The organism is Amycolatopsis sp. NPDC004625 (genome assembly GCF_040609695.1).
In the GTDB taxonomy this organism is placed as follows: domain Bacteria; phylum Actinomycetota; class Actinomycetes; order Mycobacteriales; family Pseudonocardiaceae; genus Amycolatopsis.
This window is the reverse complement of record NZ_JBEXKX010000057.1, coordinates 1-20024: the sequence shown is the minus strand read 5'-3', so window position 1 is coordinate 20024 and position 20024 is coordinate 1. Positions and strand designations below refer to the sequence as shown.

The window sequence follows — 20024 nt, the reverse complement described above, 5'->3', positions numbered from 1 at the left end:
TTCGAATGTATTGGGAAGGATTCCGATGCTGTCTGCGGTCGTTGCTGCCGTAATGGCGCTATCCTCTGTGGTCGCCCCGCATTCGTGGAACACCCCGCCGCCGCCCGACAAAATCGTCATCGACGTCGTCAACGCCATCGGCACCGGCTGTCCGACGGGCACGTCCGCGGTCGCGGTTTCGCAGGACAACACGGCGTTCACCGTGACGTACAGCGCTTACACGGCGTTGGTCGGGGTGGGTGCCGGACCGCTGGACGCCCGGAAGAACTGTCAGATCGGCCTGCGGGTGCACGTGCCGCAGGGCTTCACCTACGGAATCGCGCAGGCCGACTACCGCGGATTCGCGCACCTGGAACGCGGCGCGACCGGTCTGGAAAGAGCGAACTACTATTTCCAGGGTAATTCACCGACGGCCTACGTTCAGCATCCGCTGACCGGCCCTCTCGATGACGACTGGCATTTCACCGATTCGACGGAGGTCGGGGCCATCGTCTTCAAGCCGTGTGGTGAGGAACGTAACCTGAACATCAACACGGAATTGCGGGCCGCGCCCGGGACGTCGGATCCGAAGAAGACGACGAGCTACGTCACGATGGACTCGACCGACGGCAGCATCACCACGGTGTACCACTTCGCGTGGCTGGTCTGTCCGTGATCGGCTCCGGGTGACCGGAGGTCCAGAGGGGCGGCGCGGCCGGTGAAGCTGCGCCGCCCCGGGCCGGTCACCGCTTCGCCGGGGCCCGGGGGTCGGTGGCTTCGACGCCGAAGACGCGGCCGAGGGAGACGAGGGCTTCGTCGAGGTGGCTGAGGGAGGAGAGGACCGCGCGGGTTTCGGCCTGCTCGACGCGGTCGGAGACGGGCGTGCCGTCGTCGCGCACGAGCGTGCCGGGTGTGGGGCCACCCGGGGCGGCCAGTGCTTTGCGGAGGACGTCGATGTTGGCCAGGAGCCGTCCGGTGAACTGCCGGAGCCGGTCGGCGTCGGTGCCGGTGAGCTGGCCGGGCTGGGCGCGGGCGGCGACGTGGCGGGCGCGGAAGGCGATGGTTTCGAGGGTGGTGAGCACGTGCCAGCCGTAGTCGCGGCGGGCGCTGCGGAGGTTCACCGGGTGGGTGAGCGGTTCGACGGTGGTGCGGACCTGGTCGACGCTGCGGTCGAGGTCGCGGGAGAGGTCGATGATGTTGACGTTTTCCTCGCCGGCGAGGAGGCCGCGGGTGTGTTCGAGGAATTCTTCGAGGTCGTCGAGTACTTCGCCGATGTCGTCGAGCATGACCGAGCGGGTGCGGACCGGGACGATGACGACGGCGGCGAGGATGCCGGCGGCGGCGCCGACGGCGGTTTCGGCGACGCGGATCCAGAGCACTTCGAGGCTGAACGTGCCGAGCAGGCTGTAGAGCAGGCCGAGCATGCTGGTGATGAAGAACGCCATCACCACCTGGGAGACGCGGGCGGTGTAGACCATGCCGAAGACGCACACCAGGATCAGGGCGAGGGTGGCGGGGGTGTTGCCGCCGACCAGGAGTGCGAGCAGGACGCCGCCGACGATGCCGATCAGGGTGCCGCCGAGGCGGCGGACGCCTTTGACGAAGGTGGCGCCGGCGCTGGAGGCGCCGATGAACACGACGAAGACGGTGAGCACGGCCCAGTACCAGCGCTGGTGGGAGACGAGTTCGCCGCCGAGGACGGCTTGGATGGCGCTGCGGGTCCGGTTGTCGTAGGCGAAGGCCGGGGTCGGCTCGTCGTCGTCTTCGCCGGTGAGGGGGTCCGGGGCGGTCTCGGGGGCGGCGGCGCGCTGGGCGCGGTCGTCGGCCAGGGCGAGTTCGGCCAGTGCTTTGCGGACGCCGTCGCCGGGGGCGGCGTGGGAGTCGATGCGGCTGCCTTCGACGAGCATCCGGCTGTATTTGCCGGTCTGGCTGATCAGCGGTAGTTCCCGTGGGTCGCGTTCCATCAGGGCGCGGAAGCGGGCGAGGCGGGCGATGAGGTCGTCGCGGACTTCGGTGGTGAGTTCGTCGGAGCAGGTGCGCTGGACGGTGCTGGCCAGCCAGCCGACGGCGAGTTCGACTTCGATGGCGCGGCGGCGGAGCCGGTCGGCGGCGCGGGCGTCGACGACGTCGGGGGCGGCGTCTTCGATGAGCAGGACGCATTCGTGCAGCCGCGCCAGGGCCGAGCGCAGTTGCTTGCGGGTGCGTTCGCTGCCGTTGACCGCGAGGTAGGCCTCGGTGGCGCGGACGACGGCGCCGAGGCGGGCGCGGAAGGCGCGGCGTACGCGGAGGAATTCGGCTTCGGCGTTGTGCCGGAGCAGGACGAACCGGACGACGGCGTTGGCGAGGACGCCGACGCCGAGGGCCATCAGCAGCTGCGGGACCTGCTTGAGGTGGGCTTGCAGGAACATCGGGAAGAAGAACAGGAAGAAGGCGATCGAGCCGAGTGCGGTGCCGCGGGCGCCGAAGCGCTGGGCGTAGACGGCGACGAAGATCAGCAGGACGAACACGATGCTGTCGGCCGGTGGCAGCGTCGAGCCGAGGCTGGCGACGGTGATGGACGCGGCGCCGGTGAGGAAGGCCAGGACAAGGGTGACGGCCTGGGCGCCCGGGGTGGGGTCGTTGACGGTGAACGCGGTCATCATCGCGGCGATGGCGCCGACGAGCATCACGGTGAGCGGGACGTGGGCGGGCAGGAGGGCGGCGACGGCCAGGACGATGCCGAGTACGGCGGAGCCGGCCAGCCGCAGCCGGACCAGGCCGGGGTCGGCCGCCGCGAACCGGTCGAGGGCGGCGGTGCGGAGGTGGTTCATCGGGCGAGGAGCTCCCACTGGGCGAGGGTGGTGCGGCGGCCGCGGGTGGCGGTGATCCGCAGCCGGTAGCGGGCGTGCGCGGCCGGGGTGGGGAGGGCGAACGGGCGGGTCTGGTGGCGCCAGCGGAACAGCTCGTCGCGGCGTTCGTCGAGGGTGGACCATTCGGTGCCGTCGTCGGAGCCTTCCAGTACCCAGGCGCTCGGGTCGCCGCGGCGGTCGCCGGAGGTCAGGGTGTACAGGGTGACTTCGCGGGGGTCGCCGGTGACGGTGAACTCGATCGTCGGGGTGGCGCTCCGGAAGGTGACCTGAGTGCGGGTGGTGTCGTCGAAGAGGGCGCCGGTTTTGGTGCCGTCGGAGCTGGTGGCGGTGCCGGTCAGGTCGGTGGCCGGGGCAGGGTGTTCGGCCGGGGGTGGCGGGGTGCCCCAGCCGGTGGGTTCGGTCGTGAGGTCGAAGACGAGCTCGGCGCCGGCGGCGAGGGTGGCGTGGGCGATCGAGGTGCTTTCGTGGGGTTCGCCGTCGACGGTGAGGCCGCGGACGTAGATGGTTTCGGCGGTGTTGCCGGGTGCGTGGACGACGAGTTTCCTGCCGTTGCCGAGGTGCACGGTGGCTTTCTCGAACAGTGGCGAGCCGATCGCGTAGTGCGGGCTGCCGACGGCGAGGGGGTGGAAGCCGAGGGCGCCGAAGACGTACCAGGCGGACATTTCGCCGTTGTCCTCGTCGCCGGGGTAGCCCTGGCCGATGTCGCTGCCCAGGTAGAGCCGCCGCAGGACTTCCCGGACGACGGCCTGGGTCTTGGCGGGGGCGCCGGCGAGGTTGTAGACGTAGGGGATGTGGTGCGAGGGCTGGTTGGAGTGGCCGTACTGGCCCATCCGGACGTCGCGGGCCTCGGTCATCTCGTGGATGAGGCCGCCGTATGCGCCGGGTCGCCGTCCGGTCTCCGGTGTGGCGAAGAACGTGTCGAGTTTGGCCTCCAGGCCCGCGTTGCCGCCGTGGAGGGCGGCGAGGCCGGGGCCGTCGTGGGGTGCGGTGAAGGCGGTGTTCCAGGCGTTGGTTTCGACGAAGTCGCCGCCCCAGGCGGCCGGGTCGTAGCCCTCGGGGGCGAACTTGCGGCGGCCGTCGCGGTGGCGGCCCTGGAAGAACCCGATTTCGGGGTCGAAGTGGTGGACGTAGTGTTTCGCGCGCTCGCGGAAGTAGGCGGCGTAGTCGGCGTACGTGCGGGCTCGCGGTCCGTCGCTCTCGCGGGACAGGGCTTCGGCGAGGTTGGCGAGGCCGAAGTCGTTGATGCAGCCTTCCAGCGCCCAGGACAGTCCTTCGTGGACCGTCACCGGCGTGAAGTGGAGGAAGATCGACTGTTCGAGGCCCTTGCGGCCGACCGCGCGGCGCGGTGGGGTGACGGTGGCGTTCTTCAGCCCGGCGTCGAAGGCGGCTTCGACGTCGAAGTCGCGGACGCCTTTGAGGTAGGCGTCGGCGAAGGCGACGTCGGAGCTGGTGCCGGTCATGAGGTCCGCGTAGCCGGGGGAGGACCAGCGGGCGATCCAGCCGCCTTCGCGGTACTGCTGGACGAACCCGTCGATCATCCGGCCGCAGCGTTGCGGGGTCAGCAGTGCGTAGGCGGGCCAGGTGGTGCGGTAGGTGTCCCAGAAGCCGTTGTTCACGTACAGCTCGCCGTCGACGACCTTCGCGCCGGTCCGCCGGCGGGTGCTGGGCCACCACCGGCGCACGACCGGGCTGGCGTGGCGGACGCCCTTCGGGGTGGTCTCGTGGGCGACGTTCGGGTACAGGAACAGCCGGTAGAGGTTCGAGTACAGGGTGGTGCGCTGGTCGTCGGTGGCGCCCTCGACCTCGACGCGGCCGAGCTCTTCCTGCCACTGCTGCCGGGCTTGGGCGCGGACCTGCTCGAACGTCGTCCCGGCCGGGATCTCCAGCTCCAGGTTGCGCTTGGCCTGGGCGAGGCTGATCAGGGACGTCGCGATCCGCAGCGTGACCTCGGGGCCGTCGAACTCGAAGTAGCCCGAGACCCGCCGCCACGGTGGGCGCCGGACCCGGGCGCCGCGGGTGGCCGGGGCGTCGGTCACGGCGTGGACGAACATCCGGCGCGCCCCGGCCGAGAGGCGGCTGCGCACCCAGGTGTAGCCGGTGACGACGCCGGTGTCGGCGTTGAGGCGGAGCCCGCCGCGGCGGCCGGCGTTGTCGAACAGCAGCCAGCCGTGCTTGGTGGGGAAGGTGAACCGCATGATCGCCGCGTGCGAGGTGGGCGCGAGGTCGGCGGTCATCCCGTTGGCGAACGTGACGCCGTAGTGGTGCGGGGCGTCGGTTTCGTCGTCGTGGGAGAAGGCCAGCGCCCGCTTGCGGGGGTGCGGCTCGACCGGGCCGGTGCCGGGCATGACGTGGAAGGTGTGCCGGTCGCCCATCCACGGGCTCGGCTGGTGCGAGAGCGCGAACGCCTGCAGCGCGGGCCGGTTCTGTTCGTCGTTGTGGCGGTGGTAGGCGTAGAGCCAGTTGGTCACCCGGGCGTCGGTGACCGGGGTCCAGAAGTTGAACCCGTGCGGCACCGCGGTGGCCGGGAAGGTGTTGCCGCGGGAGAACTCGCTGCTGGAGTGCGTGCCGCGGGTCGTGCGGACCCAGTCGACCGGGTCGCGCGGCGGATCGGCGCGTTCGGCGATCCGGACGTCGTCGAGCCAGCCGGTGATCTCTTCCGGTGCGTCGGTGCGCAGCACGATCCGGGCGATCCGGCGTCCGGCGAACGCCCCGAGCGGGCGGCGGACGAGGTTCCACTGGTCCACCCACAGGGTCTTGTCGTCCTCGGGGGCGAACCCGGCGGTGGTGCCGTCGGTGAACTCGACGTCGAGGCCGACCCGGGTGGCGTGGTAGGCCGGGATGTCGCCGTCGGCCACCGGGAAGACCACATAGGACAGCTCGGTGCGGCCGGTCACCGGGATGTCGGGTTCGAACAGGACCGCGCGGGGCCGGGCGGTGTAGCGCAGGGCACGCACGCCGGTGAAGCCGGCGCCGGTCCGGGCCGTGGGGGAGTGCTCCGGGCCGCTGCCGACGCGCAGGCCGGGGTCCACCGGCTGCGGGTCACCGGTTTCGAAGGAGGAGAAGAACACGGCGTCGGACATGGGGTTACCGTATCCGCCGCCCCGGTCGATCAGCGCGGTGAACGCTGCTGCCCGCCCCGGTGCGGGCAGCAGCGCCCGTGTCAGGCGACGGCGGTCGCGGTCAGTTCGACGGCCAGGCCGGGCAGGGCCAGCCGGTGCACCCCGAGCATCGTCGTGGCCGGGGCCACACCCGCGGCGCCGAGCCGGGCCGCCAGCACGCCGTAGTGCGGGAACAGCGCGTCCACGTCGGTGGTGGCGACGGGGTTGACCGCTGTTCGTTCCAATGCCACTTCAGCTCCGTTCGTCGCGAGTACTGTGCTCCGGAGCTTTCCGGCGAATCACGACATCTCCTGTCGGGTATTCACTACCGTCTGCGGGTGCGTGCCGACCGGCTGGTTTCCCTGGTCCTGCTGCTGCGGCAGCGCGGCCGGCTGACCGCCGAGACGCTGGCCGCCGAGCTGGAGGTGTCCACCCGCACGGTGCTGCGCGACATCGAAGCGCTGTCGGCGGCCGGGGTGCCGGTCTACGCCGAACGCGGTCGTCACGGCGGGTACGCGCTGTTGCCCGGGTTCCGGACCGAACTCACCGGCCTCACCCACGACGAAGCCCTGGCCCTGCTCACCACCGGGCAGGCGTTCGGCCTGGGCCCGGCCCTGGCCTCGGCGCTGCGCAAGGTGACCGACGCGCTGCCGGGAACCCACCTGGCCGCGGCCGGGCGGTTCCTCGTCGAGCCCGAGACCGACCTGCTTTCCCGCCGCCGCGTCCGCGAGGACGTCGACCGGACCGCCGTGGGCGAGGTCCGGCGCGCGGTCCTGGCCGGCCGGCGGCTGCGGATCCACTACGCGGCCACCGGCCAGGAGCCGCACTGGCGGACGGTGGACCCGATCGGCCTGGTCACCGTCCGCGACCGCGGCTACCTGCTGGCCACGAGAGCCGGCGCGGACCGCGCCTACCGGCTGTCGCGGATCCTGGCCGCCGCGGAGCTGCCGGAACCGGCCGAGCGGCCGGACGGCGTCGACCTGGCCCGGCTCTGGCGGCAGCGCTGCGCGCGGTTCCTGGCCGGCGGGCACCTGGGCGTGCTGGTCCGGGTCCACCCGCGACGCCGTGAGGAGCTGCTGGCCACGGCGGTGGCCGTGCGCGCGGAGGAACCCGAGGCCGACGGCCGGCTGCGCCTGGAGGTGACCTACCAGGACGCCTGGCACGCCGAGTGGGCGCTGTGGCAGCTGGGTGCGGACGCCGAGGCCCTCGCCCCGCCGTCCCTGCGGGCCGCGCTGCACGACCGGGCGGCGGCGATCGCCGCCCGTTACCGCGCCTGAAACGCCGTGAGGGCCGTTCCGAGGATTTCCCTCGGAACGGCCCTCACGGAGCTACTGCGGGATCAGATCTTCGCGCACTGCCCGGCGACCGGGCCACGAACCGTGTTGGGCAGGTCGTGGTCGGTCGGGGCCGGGGTGTTGACCGCGCACGCCAGCGGGCCCGCGATGGTGCTCGACGTCAGCACCGGCCCGTGGTTGCCGGTCAGCGCGACCGGGCCGCCGATGTCGGTCAGCTCGACCGACACCACCCCGCTCGTGCCGGTGATCGCCACCGGGCCGCCGACCTTCGTGCGGTTCAGCACCACCTGGCCCGCGCCGGTGGCCGACAGCGGTCCCTTGATCGAACCGCCGCGGACGACCAGCGACGCGCCGCCGGACACGGTGACCGGGCCGGACACCGTCGCGTCCTGCAGGCACACGGTCCCGCTCGTCACCGACAGCGGGCCGTCGGACGCGCCCGTGATCGTCTTCGTGCAGGACGCGTCCGGCTTGCCCAGCAGCTCGAACTCGGCCAGCTGCGCCGGGGCGCCGGTGCTGGTCGCGGTCACTTCGAGCTTGTAGTAGGCGTAGTGCGCCGGGTCGGCGACCTTGAACGCGCGGGTCTGCTGCCGCCAGGTGAACGCCTGGTTCTCCTGCTTGTCGGCCACCGCCCACGTCTTGCCGTCGTAGGAGCCCTTCAGCACCCAGCTCTTCGGGTCGCCCGCACCGGTCTGGGACGTCAGCGTGTAGTGCGTGACGGCCTCGTCGGTCGAGTTCAGCTGGTACTCGAGGGCGCCGGTGACGGCGGCCTGGGTGCGCGAGGTGTTGTCGAGCAGCGCGCCGGCGTCGGAGCCGTCCGAAGTGGACAGCGTGCCCTTGCCCGGTCCGGTCTCGTCGTGCAGCGGCGTCGCCACCGCGTCGCCCGTGGTGATCGACTTCGGCGCGTCGTTCGGGCCGGTGCCCCAGTTCGAGGGGTTCGGGCCCATGTCGAAGTCGATCGTCCCGCCGCGGGCGATGACGTCCTGCGGCAGCGACGTGGAGGAGTACGCCTTGCCGTTGACCTTCACGCCCTGGACGTAGACGTTCTTCGCGCTGTTCTTCGGCGCGTTGATCACCAGGTCCTTGCCGCCGGCCAGGTGGATGGTGGCCTTCTTGAACAGCGGCGACCCGATCGCGTAGTTCGGGCTGCCCATCTGCAGCGGGTAGAAGCCGAGCGCGCTGAAGATGTACCACGCGGACATCTCGCCGTTGTCCTCGTCGCCGGCGTAGCCCTGGCCGATCTCGGCGCCGTTGTAGAGCCGCGAGAGGGCCTCACGGACCTTCGCCTGCGTCTTCGAGGGCTGACCGGCGTAGTCGTACATGTAGAGCAGGTGGTGCGCCGGCTGGTTGGAGTGGCCGTACTGGCCCATCCGCACGTCCCGCGCCTCCCGCATCTCGTGGATCACGCCGCCGTACGAGCCGGGGTAGTTGGCGGTCTCCTGGTCGGCGAAGAACGCGTCCAGCTTGGTCGCCAGGCCGGCCTTGCCGCCGTAGAGGTTCGCCAGGCCCTGACCGTCCTGCGGCACGGTGAACGCCATGCCCCAGCCGTCGGTCTCGGTGTAGTCCCCGCCCCACGAGCGCGGGTCGTACTGGTCCTTGGTCTTGGTGAACTTCCCGTTGGCGTCCTTGCCCTGGAAGAACCCGACGCTCGGGTCGAACAGGTTCACGTACTGCTGGGCGCGGCTGGTGAAGTACTCGTAGTTCTCCTGGTACTCCGCCTTCTTCGGGTCGTTCGGCGCCGCTTCCTCGGCCAGCTTCTTCGACAGGTTCGCGATGCCGAAGTCGTTGACGTAGCCCTCGATCGCCCACGAGAAGCCCTCGCTGGCGGTGTTGGGCGTGTAGCCGAGGAAGATGCCCTGGTCCAGGCCCTTGCGGCCGACCGCGGAGTTCGGCGGGGTGACCGTGGCGTTCTTGACCGCCGCGTCGTAGGCCGACTTCACGTCGAAGTTCTTGACGCCCTTGAGGTAGGCGTCGGCGAACGCGACGTCCGAGCTGGTGCCGGTCATCAGGTCCGCGTAGCCGGGGGAGGACCAGCGCGCGATCCAGCCGCCGTCGCGGTACTGCTGCACGAACCCGTCGACCATCTTCCCGGCCATGTCCGGCGTGAGCAGCGAGTACGCCGGCCACGTCGTGCGGTAGGTGTCCCAGAAGCCGTTGTTGACGTACATCTGGCCGTCGACCACCTTCGACCCGGTCTGGGTCGCGGTGTCCGCGCCGGCCTTCGGCGACACGGGGCTCGCGTACTTGTACGCCGCCTTCTGCGCCGTGCCGGTGTTCTCGAACTGCGAGTTCGGGTACAGGAACAGCCGGTACAGGTTCGAGTAGAGCGTCGTGAGCTGGTCCTTCGACGCGCCCTCGACCTCGATCACCTTCAGCTGGTCGTCCCACGCCTTCTGCGCCGCGTCACGCACCGAGTCGAAGGTCGCCGCCGGGGCGATCTCCATCGCCAGGTTCTTCTTCGCCTGCTCGACGCTGATCAGCGACGTCGCGATCCGCATGTTCACGGTCTTGTCGGCGCCTGCGTCGAACCGCAGGTAGCCGGTGACGTTGTCCCGGCCCTGCCCGGTCAGCTTGCCGCCCGCGGTGACCGGCTTGTCGAACGTCGCGTAGACGAACATCCGGCCCGCCCCGGCGTACACGCCGGTGTCGGTGTAGCCCGAAAGCGTCCCGGTCGCGGTGTCGAGCGTGAGCCCGGCGGAGTTGTTGACGCTGTCGAAGATCAGGCTCGAGTCCGTGCCCGGGAACGAGAACTTCATCATCGCCGCGTGGTCGGTCGGCGCGATCTCGGTCCGGATCCCGTTCTGGAACTGGACGCCGTAGTAGTGCGCCCGCGCGACCTCGTCGCTGTGCTTGAACGGCAGCGCGCGCTTGTCGCGGTTGGCGTCGGGCACCCCGGCGGCCGCGGACGGCATCACCTGGAACGCCTGCCGGTCACCCATCCACGGGCTCGGCTCGTGGCTGACGCTGAACGCCTGCAGCTGCGGCAGGTTCTGGGCGTTGTTCTGGGTGCTGTAGTTGTAGAGCCAGCTTCCCGAGCCGGCGTCGGTGACCGGGGTCCAGAAGTTGAACCCGTGCGGCACCGCGGTGGCCGGGAAGTTGTTGCCGCGGGAGAAGGTGCTGTTGGCCATCGTGCCCCGGGTCGTGACCACGTTGTCACTCGGGCGGGTGCTCGCCGGCGGGGTCGGCGTCGCCGACACCTTCACGTCGTCGAGCCAGCCCTGCAGCGAGCCGGGGCCGTTCGGGTTGTCGTAGCCGACCAGGATCCGGTCGATCGTCTTGCCCTTGGCGACCTGCCCGATCGCCGAGCGCACCAGGTTCCACTGGTTGGCGTAGAGCACCTTCGAAGCGCCCTGGCCCTCCGGGGTCAGCGGGAAGCCGTACTGGTCGGTCGCGCCGAGGTTGCGCAGGTAGGTGCCGTCGGTGAAGGCCAGGTCGATCGCGACGTTGGTGCTCGGGTACTTCAGGTCGCCGGTGATGAACTGCGGCTGCACCTTGTACGACAGCTCGGTCGAGGCGACGACCGGCACGTTGACGTCGAAGATCTTGTTGTAGGACCAGCCGTGCCCGGTGGCGGTCTGGCTGCCGGAGTAGCGGAAGGCCTTCATGCCGGTGAAGCCGACGCGGTTCTTGTTCGTGTAGCCGCTGGTCGGGCCGGAGTCGACGAAGCTGCGCATGTTCGGCAGCGGCGGCGGGGCCGGGTCGTCGTTGGCCAGCAGCAGCTCCGACAGCTGCAGGATCGGGCCGCCGTTGTTGCGCGTGACGTCGAGCCGGTAGTACTTGTACGCCGCGCTCGGGGCGGCGAGCTTGTAGTCCTTCTGCTGGAACCGCGCGGTGAACGCCTGGCCGGTCTGCTTGTCCAGGTCCGTCCAGCTGCTCGCGTCGTTCGAGCCCTGCAGCGTCCAGTCCTTCGGGTCGCGCTCGTCGAAGTCGTTGGCCGAGGAGATCGCGTAGTGCGTGATCGACGTCGGCTCCGAGAGCGTGATCTGCGCCCACGCGGTGGGGTCCCACGACAGCCACTTGGTGTCGGTGGTGCCGTCGACGAGGTTCGAGACCACCTCGCCGCCGTCGGTGTTCTCGCTGCTGGCGCTGGTCTCGGTGACCTTGCCGCGGATGTCGCCCGGGATGGCGGTGCCGTTCGCGCCGTTGACGCCGTAGGCGCGCGGCTTGCCGGCGGCGTCGGTGTCGACGGTGTCGGTCCAGGTCGGCTGGACGTCACCGGGCTCGAACGAGGACGAGAAATCGGCGGGCAGGGCGTCTTCGGCGGCGGACGAGGCCGCGGGGAGGGCGACCAGGCCGGCGGCGACCACAGCGGCGGTCACCAGGAAAGCGACCGGCGGTCTGGCGCTTCGGGGCATCGTTGCTCCAAGCTCGGAGGGCGGATTCAGCAGCGCCGCGCAGGCGGGGACCGGCGGCGCCAACGAAGGGAAACGCGCGGGTGACATCGATGTCAAGACCGCCCGGCAAACCTGGCCAAAAACAGACAACGCCGAAAACGGGGGACCGATGAGACCACTGAAGATCCTCACCACCGCCGCCGCACTCACCCTGGCCACCACCACGTTCACCCCGGCCACGGCCACCGCCGCGACCGAGACCGCCGTCCGGCCGGTGACCACCTGCGCCGCCCTCGTCCGCGGATTCACCCTCCCGGGCGCCACCACGCACGTCACCTCGGCCGCCGTCGTCGCCGCCACCGGCACCGACCCCGAATACTGCGGCGTGGCCGGCTACGTCGAACCCGCCGTCCACTTCGCACTGCGCCTGCCCACCAGGACCTACGCCGGGCGCTACCTGCAGTACGGCTGCGGCGGCTTCTGCGGCCTGGTCAACCCGCCCGAGTTCGCCGACTGCGGCCTGCCCCACGGCGGCGACGTCGCGGTCGCCGCCACCGACGACGGGCACGTCGGCAAAACCCCCGCCGTCGTCGACGACGGCAGCTGGGGCGCGAACGACCAGGCCGCGCGCACCGACTTCGAATACCGCGCACCCCACGTCGTCTCCCGCGCGTCCAAAGCCGTCATCCAGGCGTTCTACGGCGCACCGCCGCGCAAGTCCTACTTCACCGGCTGCTCCGACGGCGGCCGCGAAGCCCTCCAGCTCGCCCAGCGCTACCCGGCCGACTTCGACGGCATCGTCGCCGGCGCCCCGGCCAACGACTGGAGCCCGCTGCTCGGCGAGTACCAGACGTGGCTCGCCCGGGCGAACACCGCCGCCGACGGCACCCCGATCCTCACCGCCGCGAAACTGCCCGCCCTGCACAACGCCGTCCTGGCCGCCTGCGACCGCCTCGACGGGCTCGCCGACGGCCAGCTCGACGACCCCCGCGCCTGCCGCTTCGACCCGGCCACGCTCACCTGTCCCGGACCCGACACCCCGGCCTGCCTCACCCCGGCCCAGGTCACCGCGACCCGCAAGCTGTACTCCCCGCCCACCGACGCCCACGCCACGCTGCTCTACCCCGGCGGCCAGCAGCCCGGCTCCGAACTGTCCTGGGCCGGCTGGATCATCCCCACCCCGGAAACCGGCGGTGTCGCCTTCGCCCGCAGCCTCGCCGACAACTACCTGCGCTACCTCGGCTACCCGATCGGCGCCCCGGCCTCCACCGTCGACACGTTCACCTTCACCCGCCGCGACTTCGACCGCCTCACCCCGGTCGGCGTCCGCTACAACGCGCTGAGCACCGACCTGTCGGCGTTCCAGCGGCGCGGCGGCAAGCTCGTGCTCTGGCACGGCTGGGCCGACGAAGCCATCCCGCCCACCGGCACCCTCGACTACTACCAGCGCCTCACCCACGGCCGCCCGCAGGACTCCGTGCGGCTGTTCATGGTCCCGTCGCTCTACCACTGCGGCGGCGGTACCACCCTCACCGAGTTCGACCCGCTGCGCGAACTGGTCGCCTGGGTCGAACGCGGCACCACGCCCACGCGCGTGACCGCCACCGGCCGCGACGCCGGCGGCCAGGTCACCCGCACCCGGCCGGTGTTCGCCTACCCGCAACACGCGGTCTACGACGGCACCGGCAGCGTCGACGACGCCGCCAACTTCCGGCCCGCACCGCCGCTGACACCCCCGCACGACGTCGTCCACTGGGCCGGTGACCAGCTCTACGCCATCCCGGGACCGGTAGCACCGTAAACCGGCCTCGCGGGTCCGGCGTCGTCGCTAAAGTCGCGATCATGACGACGCCGGAACCCGCCGACCGCGTACTCGCCCGCGCCTCCCTCGCCGAAGGCAACCCGACCGGCTGGTTCGACCAGCTCTACACCGCCGCCGCCCGCGGCGACGCCGAAGTCCCGTGGACCCGCGGCAAACCGGGCATCGACCTGACCGCCTGGGCCGCCGGACACCCCGGCGAAGGCCGCCGCGCCCTGGTGGTGGGCAGCGCACTGGGCGACGACCCGGAACTGCTCGCCGCCCACGGCTGGGCGGTGACCGGCTTCGACGTCGCCCCGACCGCGGTGGCCGCCGCCCGCGCCCGGTTCCCGGAGTCCACAGTGGACTACGTGGTCGCGGACCTGCTGAACCCGCCGCCGGCCTGGGCCCGCGCGTTCGACCTGGTCGTGGAGGTCATGAACATCCAGGCCATGCCCCGCGACTTCCGGCCAGCGGCCCTGAAATCGCTGGCCTCCTTCCTCGCCCCGGGCGGCACGGCCATCGTGTGCGAGGTGGCCGAGGAGAACATGGACATGGCCACCTGGCAGAGCCCCCCGTGGCCGTTCAGCCGCGAGGAGGTCGAGTCCGTCGCCCAGGACGGCGTCCGCCTGGTGAGCCTGGACACCGTCCGCGACGGCGCCCGTTACTGGGCCACCTTCACCCGTTAGCCCGGTGCCGGCCGGGCGTCGTCCCGACCACGGCCGCGAACGCCGCGATGAAGTGGCTCGGGTTCGCCCACCCGCACGCGCGCGCCACGTGCGCCGTGTCGTGCCCGTCGGCGAGCAGGACCAGGGCGTGGTGGACGCGCAGCTGCGTGCGCCACTCGTGGAACGTCATGCCCAGCTCGGCGCGGAACAACCGGCTCAGCGTCCGGGCGCTGGCCCCGACCCGCTGCCCGAGCTCCGCCAGTGACGTGGTGTCCCCGGGCTTCTCGTAGAGCACCCGCGCCAGGGCGCGCAGCCGGTCGTCTCGGGGTTCCGGCAGCTGCAGCGGCTGCTCGGGCGCCTCGCGCAGTTCGTCGACCAGCACCCGGCGCAGCCGTGCGCTCGCGGCGCGGTCGTACTCGCGCGGGCCGGTCAGGGCCAGCAGCACCTCACGGGCGAGACCGGACGCGGTGAACACCGCCGGGTGGGCGGGCACGAGCCGGGCCAGGGCCGCCGGCAGGAACACGATCCGCATGTCGGTGTGGCCGTGCGCCCGGTGCCGGTGGACGAACCCGGCCGGCGTCCAGGCCACCCGGTTGGCCGGCACGATCGACGTCCCCCGCTCGGTGTGCACCGACAGCACACCGCTCGCCGCGTAGACCAGGTGTCCGCGTTCGTGAGCGTCGGCGTCGCTGGCGCCGCCCGGCGGCCACAGGTGCGCCCCGCCGGACGGCCAGATCCGCGACACGGGTTGGCGGCCATCGGGCATAGTGTGGCAGTTTACCGGTGGTCGGCCACCGCCCGCCCCGGCGAGAGTGAGACGCATGAAGACGATGCGTGCGGCGGTGTGCGTCCGGGCCGGCGGCCCGGACGTGCTGGAAATCCACGAGGTGCCGATCCCGGCGGTCCGCGAGGGCTGGAGTCTGGTGCGGATCACCGGTGCCGGCCTGAACCGGTCGGAACTGCGGACCCGCCAGGGCCACTCCCCGGCCGTGCGGTTCCCGCGCGTGCTCGGCATCGAGTGCACCGGGATCGTGGCCGCCGCCACCGACCCCCGGCTGCCCGAAGGGACGACCGTCGCGGCGGTGATGGGGGAGATGGGCCGGGCCTTCGACGGCGGCTACGCCGAATACGCCCTGCTGCCCAACCCGCTGCTGATGCCGGTGACCACCACGCTGGCCCCGGAAGTCTTCGCCGCGCTGCCCGAGACGTACCTGACCGCCCAGGGCGCGCTCGACGCGCTCGGGATCGGCCCCGGCAGCACCGGCCGGCTGCTCATCCGCGGCGGCACGTCCTCGGTCGGCCTGGCCGCCGCCGCCATCGCGAACGGCCACGGCCTGGAAGTCGCCGCCACCACCCGCCGGCCGGCCAAGGCCCGCGCGCTGACCGGCCACGTCCTGCTCGACGACGGCGGCCCGCTCACCGGCCTGCCGCAGCTGTGGCCCGGCGGCCCGGACTGGGTCCTCGACCTCGTCGGCGCCCGCACGGCGGTGGACTCCCTGCGCCGGGTCCGCCGCGGCGGCACGGTCTGCGTGGCCGGCTCCCTCAGCGGCTGGCTCGTCCCGGACTTCGAACCGATCGCGAAGATCCCCTCCGGCACCAAGCTCACGGCCTTCCACAGCAACGACCACGCCGGCGCGACCGACGTGCTGCAGCGGATCGTCACCGAAGTCGAGGCGGGCACGTACCGGCCGCACCTCGACCGGGTGTTCCCGCTCGACGACATCGCCGACGCCCACCGGTACATGGAAGACGACCAGGCCACCGGAAAACTCGTCGTGCTGCCCTGATCAGCAGCTTTCCAGGAACCGGGCCAGGACGCGGGTGCCGAAGCGCAGGCCCTCGACCGGCACCCGCTCGTCCACCCCGTGCGCCATCGCCCGGTACGGGAACCCCTTCGGCAGCCACAACGGCGCGAAGCCGTAGCAGTCGATCCCCAGCTGCGCGAACGCCTTCGCGTCCGTCCCGCCGCCCAGGCAGTACGGCACCACCACGGCCTCGGGATCTTCGGCCCGCAACGCCAGCGCCATCGAGGAGAACCACGGGGAATCCACCGGCGCCTGCACCGGCGGCTGGTGCGCGACGAACTCCCGGGTCACGCCCGCACCGAGCAGCTCGTCCAGCACCGCGAACAACGACTCCTCGGTCCCCGGCAGCACCCGCACGTCGACCTGCGCCGACGCCGTCGACGGGATCACGTTCACCTTGTACCCCGCGTCGAGCATCGTCGGGGTCGTGCTGGTGCGGACCGTCGGCACCACCAGCGCGCCCGCCGGGCCCAGCGCCGCCACCGCCGCGTCCACCCCGTCCGAAGAGGACAGATCCACCGGGACGCCCAGCGCCGCGCCGGTCCGCTCCAGGAACGCCCGCACCGCCGGGGTCAGCGACACCGGCCAGCGGTGCGACGCGATCCGGTGCAGCGCACCCACCAGCCGGACCACGGCGTTCTCGTCGTTCGGGCGCGAGCCGTGCCCGGCCCGGCCCCGCGCGGTCAGGCGCAGGTGCGCGGTCCCGCGCTCGGCCGTCCCGACCGGGTACAGGCGCACGTCACGGCCGTCGGCGGCGGGCACGTGGTAGGTGTAGCCACCCGACTCGCCGATCGCCGCCACACACCCCTCGAACAGCTCCGGATGCGCGGAGACCAGCCAGTGCGCGCCCCACTCGCCGCGGTCCTCCTCGTCGGCGACGAACGCCAGCACCACCTCCCGCCGCGGCCGCACCCCGCCGGCCAGCGCGGCCAGCACCATCGCCACGAAGTCCTTCATGTCGGTCGCGCCGCGGCCCCACAGGTACCCGTCGCGCACCTCACCGGCGAACGGCGGCACCGACCAGTCCGCGGCGTCCGCCGGGACGACGTCCAGGTGCCCCTGCACCAGCAGCGCCGGCAGCGCCGGATCGGTGCCCGGTACGCGCGCGATCACGCTGGCCCGCCCGGGCGCCGCCTCGAGGATCCGCGAGGGGATGCCGAGGCCGTCCAGGAACGCGGCCACGTACTCCGCCGCCGGCCGCTCCGGGGCGGCGTCGTTGTTGCCGCGGTTGGTCGTGTCGAACCGGATCAGGTTCGCGCACAGCTCGACGACGTCGGCCCGGTCAGCCATAGATGCCCTGCACCGCCCCGCCCGCGATCGCCGTCACGACCTTGAAGCACTTCATCGCCTCGGTCATGTCCGGCGCGTCGAACCCGACCCGGCGCGTCCCGATCTGCTCCACCGTCGGGATCACCGCCGTCGCCTGCGCCAGGTGGCTCGCGTCGAACTCCACCTCGATCCGGTGCGCCCGGACCTGCCGCTGCTCCCGGCCCGCCCGGGCCATCGCCTCGCGCGCCGCGGCCATCAGCAGCTCCGCCGTGCGCGCCGGGGGCAGGCAGATCGCCGCGTACCGGCTCACGCACTCCTTCACCTGGACCAGCTCCGCCTCCGGAGCGTAATCACGGGCGTCGTCGCACGTTTTGTCGTCACCCGAAACGAGCAGGACAGGCACGCCGTACTCCGCGGCCATGCCCGCGTTCAGCCGCCCCTCGCTCGCCGGGACGTCGTCCAGCCACACCCCGGTGATCTGGTTCTCCAGGTAGGTGTGGGAAAGCACCCCGTCGAACCCCGCGCCGGCGTGGTAGCCCAGGAACACCACCCCGTCCACCCCGTTGTCGATGCCCTGCATCATCGACAGCGGCTTGTGCCGCCCGGTCAGCATCCGAGCCCGCGCGTCCAGCTCCTCCAGCAGCAGGTTCCGCTGCGACGAATGCGCCTCGTTGACCAGCACGTCGGTGGCTCCGCCCGCGTACAGGCCGGCCAGCACCGCGTTGACGTCCCCGGTGAACAGCCGCCGGAAGCGGTCCCACTGCGGGGAACCGGGCACGACGTCGTCGGTCCAGGTGACGCCGGTGGCGCCCTCCATGTCCGCCGAGATCAGGATGCGCATGCCGGGCACTCTAGCCAGCCCGCGTCGCCCCCGGAGGCGGAATGCCTCCTTCCGGATGTCACTCGGTGTGACGGCAAAAGGATCGATAACGATCGGGCACCTGCCGAGGCGGCAACATATTGCGCGGTTGTCCCCGCATGTGGTTACTTCTCGTCTTCGGGGAGGCTCACAAGCGAACGATGGGGTGGTTTTCGGTGCAGTTCCAACGCAGATCCGGGCGGTTCGCCCGCGTGGGCGCGGTCGTCGCGGCCGCGACAGTGGCGGCGATCCCGCTCGCCGTACCCGCGCAGGCCCAGCAGCCCAAGGTGCTGCGGGTCGCGCTCACCACCGGCATCGACCACCTCAACCCCTTCACCGCCGTGCTCGCCGCGTCCACGCAGATCGGCCGGTTCACCTTCGAGTTCCTCACCGTCCCGGACGCGGCCAAAGCCGAAGCCTCGCCCGCGCTCGCCGAGTCGTGGACCCCGTCGGCGGACAAGCTGACCTGGACGTTCAAGATCCGCAGCGGCGTCAAGTGGAGCGACGGGCAGCCGGTGACCGCCAAGGACGCGGCCTACACGTTCAAGCGGATGCTCGACGACGAGAACGCCCGCACCGCCAACGGCAACTACGTCGCGAACTTCGAGACGGTCACCGCACCCGACGACACCACGCTCGTCATCAAGACCAAGACCGTGCAGGTCAACATGAACCTGCTCGACGTGCCGATCGTGCCCCAGCACATCTGGGAACCGGTCAAGGACCTCAAGGACCCCTCGACCGACAGCCTTGCCGTGGCCGGCGTCTCCGACGGCCCCTTCCAGGTCACCGAGTACAAGCCGAACGAGTACGTCAAGTTCAAGGCCAACAAGGACTACTGGCGCGGCGCCCCCAAGGTCGACGAACTGCAGCTGCTGCAGTTCAAGGACACCGAAGCCGCGGTCAACGCGCTCAAGCAGGGCGAAGTCGACGTCATCAACCGGCTCAACCCCAACCAGTTCGCCGCGCTGCAGGGCCAGCAGGGCATCACCACCAACGCCGCCCCGGGCCGCCGCTACGACGAACTCGCGCTCAACTTCGGCGTCACCGACAACGCCAACAACCCGATCGGGGACGGCAACCCGGTCCTCAAGGACCTCAACGTCCGCAAGGCCATCGCCCAGGCCGTCGACACCAAGACCATCGTCGACAAGGTCCTCAAGGGCCTCGGCCAGGCCGGCGGCGGCGTCGTGCCCGCCGTCTACGCCGCCTACCACTGGGACCCCAGCGACGCCGAACGCATCAAGTTCGACCTCGCCGCCGCCAACACCACCCTCGAGCAGGCCGGCTACAAGAAGGGCGCCGACGGCGTCCGCACCGCCCCCGGCGGCGCGAAGCTGGAACTGCGCCTGACCGGGCACGCCAACCGCAGCTACGACCAGGGCGTCGCCCAGTACGTCACCGGCTGGCTCAAGGACGTCGGCATCACCGTCAAGCAGGACCTGGTCTCCGACGACGAGCTGTCCGACCGCACCTCCACCGGCAAGTACGACCTCGCCATCGGCGGCTACGGCACCAGCCCCGACCCGGACTACGCGCTCTCGCTGCACACCTGCGCCGCGCGCCCCAGCCCGGACGCCAAGGGCGGCAGCACCGACACCTTCTTCTGCGACGCCGCCTACGACGACCTCTACAAGAAGCAGCTGACCGAAACCGACGACGCCAAGCGCGCCGGCTACGTCAAGCAGGCCCAGGCCCGGCTCTACAGCCAGGTCCCGACCATCGTGCTGGACTACCAGAACGCCCTCGAGGCCTACCGCTCGGACAAGTTCTCCGGCTTCACCACCCAGCCGCAGCCCAAGGGCGCGATCCTCGAGCAGACCGGCTACTGGGGCGTCTACGGTGCCACCCCGGCCGGCACCACGAACACCGCGGACTCCGGCAGCGGCAACACCGTGCTGTGGATCGTGCTCGGCGCGGTCGTCGTGGTCGTCCTCGTCGGCGGCGGCGTCATGCTCGGCCGCCGCGGCAAGACATCAGAGGACCGCGAATAACGATGACCGCCCCCGAACAAGCCGCGGGGGGCGCCGCTCGCCGCGGGCCCCGCCGGGGGGGCGGGCCCCCCCCGGT

12 protein-coding genes and 1 pseudogene are annotated in these 20024 nt (G+C 71.5%); 6 read left to right on the top strand and 7 right to left on the bottom strand.

Annotated features, from left to right (window positions below):
• The first annotated feature begins 25 nt into the window (after window positions 1-25).
• Window positions 26-655 (top strand): DUF4360 domain-containing protein, encoded by a 630-nt coding sequence (locus ABZW17_RS40025; protein ID WP_354826134.1) that lies wholly within the window; start codon window positions 26-28, stop codon window positions 653-655.
• A 67-nt stretch (window positions 656-722) separates the two neighbouring features.
• Here ABZW17_RS40025 and ABZW17_RS40020 read toward each other — a convergent pair whose 3' ends face one another.
• From ABZW17_RS40020 to ABZW17_RS40010, 3 genes and pseudogenes are all read right to left on the bottom strand, one after another.
• A complete protein-coding gene (locus ABZW17_RS40020) occupies window positions 723-2789 on the bottom strand; it encodes an FUSC family protein (protein WP_354826131.1) in 2067 nt (688 codons plus the stop codon).
• Window positions 2786-5908, bottom strand: a complete 3123-nt coding sequence (locus tag ABZW17_RS40015; RefSeq protein ID WP_354826128.1) for a GH92 family glycosyl hydrolase — start codon at window positions 5906-5908, stop codon at window positions 2786-2788. The genes ABZW17_RS40020 and ABZW17_RS40015 overlap by 4 nt, the downstream gene beginning before the upstream one ends.
• Window positions 5909-5988: 80 nt before the next feature.
• A pseudogene (locus ABZW17_RS40010) lies at window positions 5989-6147 on the bottom strand (RidA family protein); the annotation flags it as partial.
• 117 nt (window positions 6148-6264) lie between these two features.
• On the opposite strand from ABZW17_RS40010, the gene ABZW17_RS40005 reads away from it, so the two are divergent.
• A complete protein-coding gene (locus ABZW17_RS40005; protein ID WP_354826126.1) occupies window positions 6265-7203 on the top strand; it encodes a WYL domain-containing protein in 939 nt (312 codons plus the stop codon).
• A 62-nt stretch (window positions 7204-7265) separates the two neighbouring features.
• Here the strand turns inward: ABZW17_RS40005 and ABZW17_RS40000 are convergent, their stop codons facing one another.
• Window positions 7266-11576: a GH92 family glycosyl hydrolase gene (locus ABZW17_RS40000; protein WP_354826123.1), complete on the bottom strand. Its 4311-nt coding sequence runs from the start codon at window positions 11574-11576 to the stop codon at window positions 7266-7268.
• Between the two features lie 148 nt (window positions 11577-11724).
• Between ABZW17_RS40000 and ABZW17_RS39995 the strand changes: the two genes are divergently transcribed.
• Together ABZW17_RS39995 and ABZW17_RS39990 are read left to right on the top strand one after the other, a co-directional pair.
• A complete protein-coding gene (locus ABZW17_RS39995) occupies window positions 11725-13356 on the top strand; it encodes a tannase/feruloyl esterase family alpha/beta hydrolase (RefSeq protein ID WP_354826120.1) in 1632 nt (543 codons plus the stop codon).
• A gap of 41 nt (window positions 13357-13397) precedes the next feature.
• A complete protein-coding gene (locus ABZW17_RS39990) occupies window positions 13398-14042 on the top strand; it encodes a methyltransferase domain-containing protein (RefSeq protein WP_354826118.1) in 645 nt (214 codons plus the stop codon).
• Here the strand turns inward: ABZW17_RS39990 and ABZW17_RS39985 are convergent.
• The gene (locus tag ABZW17_RS39985) at window positions 14032-14787 is read right to left on the bottom strand and encodes a helix-turn-helix transcriptional regulator (RefSeq protein WP_354826115.1); all 756 of its coding nucleotides are present in this window, start codon (window positions 14785-14787) and stop codon (window positions 14032-14034) included. The genes ABZW17_RS39990 and ABZW17_RS39985 overlap by 11 nt on opposite strands.
• A gap of 55 nt (window positions 14788-14842) precedes the next feature.
• On the opposite strand from ABZW17_RS39985, the gene ABZW17_RS39980 reads away from it, so the two are divergent.
• On the top strand, window positions 14843-15808 hold the full coding sequence (locus tag ABZW17_RS39980; RefSeq protein ID WP_354826113.1) for a zinc-binding dehydrogenase: 966 nt from the start codon (window positions 14843-14845) through the stop codon (window positions 15806-15808).
• Here ABZW17_RS39980 and ABZW17_RS39975 read toward each other — a convergent pair whose 3' ends face one another.
• Window positions 15809-17116 (bottom strand): M20/M25/M40 family metallo-hydrolase, encoded by a 1308-nt coding sequence (locus tag ABZW17_RS39975; protein WP_354826111.1) that lies wholly within the window; start codon window positions 17114-17116, stop codon window positions 15809-15811.
• Window positions 17109-17936 carry a M55 family metallopeptidase gene (locus ABZW17_RS39970; RefSeq protein ID WP_354826109.1) on the bottom strand — a complete coding sequence of 276 codons (828 nt, stop codon included), beginning with the start codon at window positions 17934-17936 and terminating at the stop codon, window positions 17109-17111. The genes ABZW17_RS39975 and ABZW17_RS39970 overlap by 8 nt, the downstream gene beginning before the upstream one ends.
• Before the next feature lie 179 nt (window positions 17937-18115).
• Between ABZW17_RS39970 and ABZW17_RS39965 the strand changes: the two genes are divergently transcribed.
• A complete protein-coding gene (locus tag ABZW17_RS39965) occupies window positions 18116-19948 on the top strand; it encodes an ABC transporter substrate-binding protein (RefSeq protein WP_354826105.1) in 1833 nt (610 codons plus the stop codon).
• The last annotated feature ends 76 nt before the right edge of the window (window positions 19949-20024 follow it).

Coding starts and splice junctions, on each gene's coding strand:
- ABZW17_RS40025 (WP_354826134.1), top strand. CDS start 26: ATGCTGTCTGCGGTCGTTGCTGCCGTAATGGCGCTATCCTCTGTGGTC.
- ABZW17_RS40020 (WP_354826131.1), bottom strand. CDS start 2,789: ATGAACCACCTCCGCACCGCCGCCCTCGACCGGTTCGCGGCGGCCGAC.
- ABZW17_RS40015 (WP_354826128.1), bottom strand. CDS start 5,908: ATGTCCGACGCCGTGTTCTTCTCCTCCTTCGAAACCGGTGACCCGCAG.
- ABZW17_RS40000 (WP_354826123.1), bottom strand. CDS start 11,576: ATGCCCCGAAGCGCCAGACCGCCGGTCGCTTTCCTGGTGACCGCCGCT.
- ABZW17_RS39995 (WP_354826120.1), top strand. CDS start 11,725: ATGAGACCACTGAAGATCCTCACCACCGCCGCCGCACTCACCCTGGCC.
- ABZW17_RS39990 (WP_354826118.1), top strand. CDS start 13,398: ATGACGACGCCGGAACCCGCCGACCGCGTACTCGCCCGCGCCTCCCTC.
- ABZW17_RS39985 (WP_354826115.1), bottom strand. CDS start 14,787: ATGCCCGATGGCCGCCAACCCGTGTCGCGGATCTGGCCGTCCGGCGGG.
- ABZW17_RS39980 (WP_354826113.1), top strand. CDS start 14,843: ATGAAGACGATGCGTGCGGCGGTGTGCGTCCGGGCCGGCGGCCCGGAC.
- ABZW17_RS39975 (WP_354826111.1), bottom strand. CDS start 17,116: ATGGCTGACCGGGCCGACGTCGTCGAGCTGTGCGCGAACCTGATCCGG.
- ABZW17_RS39970 (WP_354826109.1), bottom strand. CDS start 17,936: ATGCGCATCCTGATCTCGGCGGACATGGAGGGCGCCACCGGCGTCACC.
- ABZW17_RS39965 (WP_354826105.1), top strand. CDS start 18,116: ATGGGGTGGTTTTCGGTGCAGTTCCAACGCAGATCCGGGCGGTTCGCC.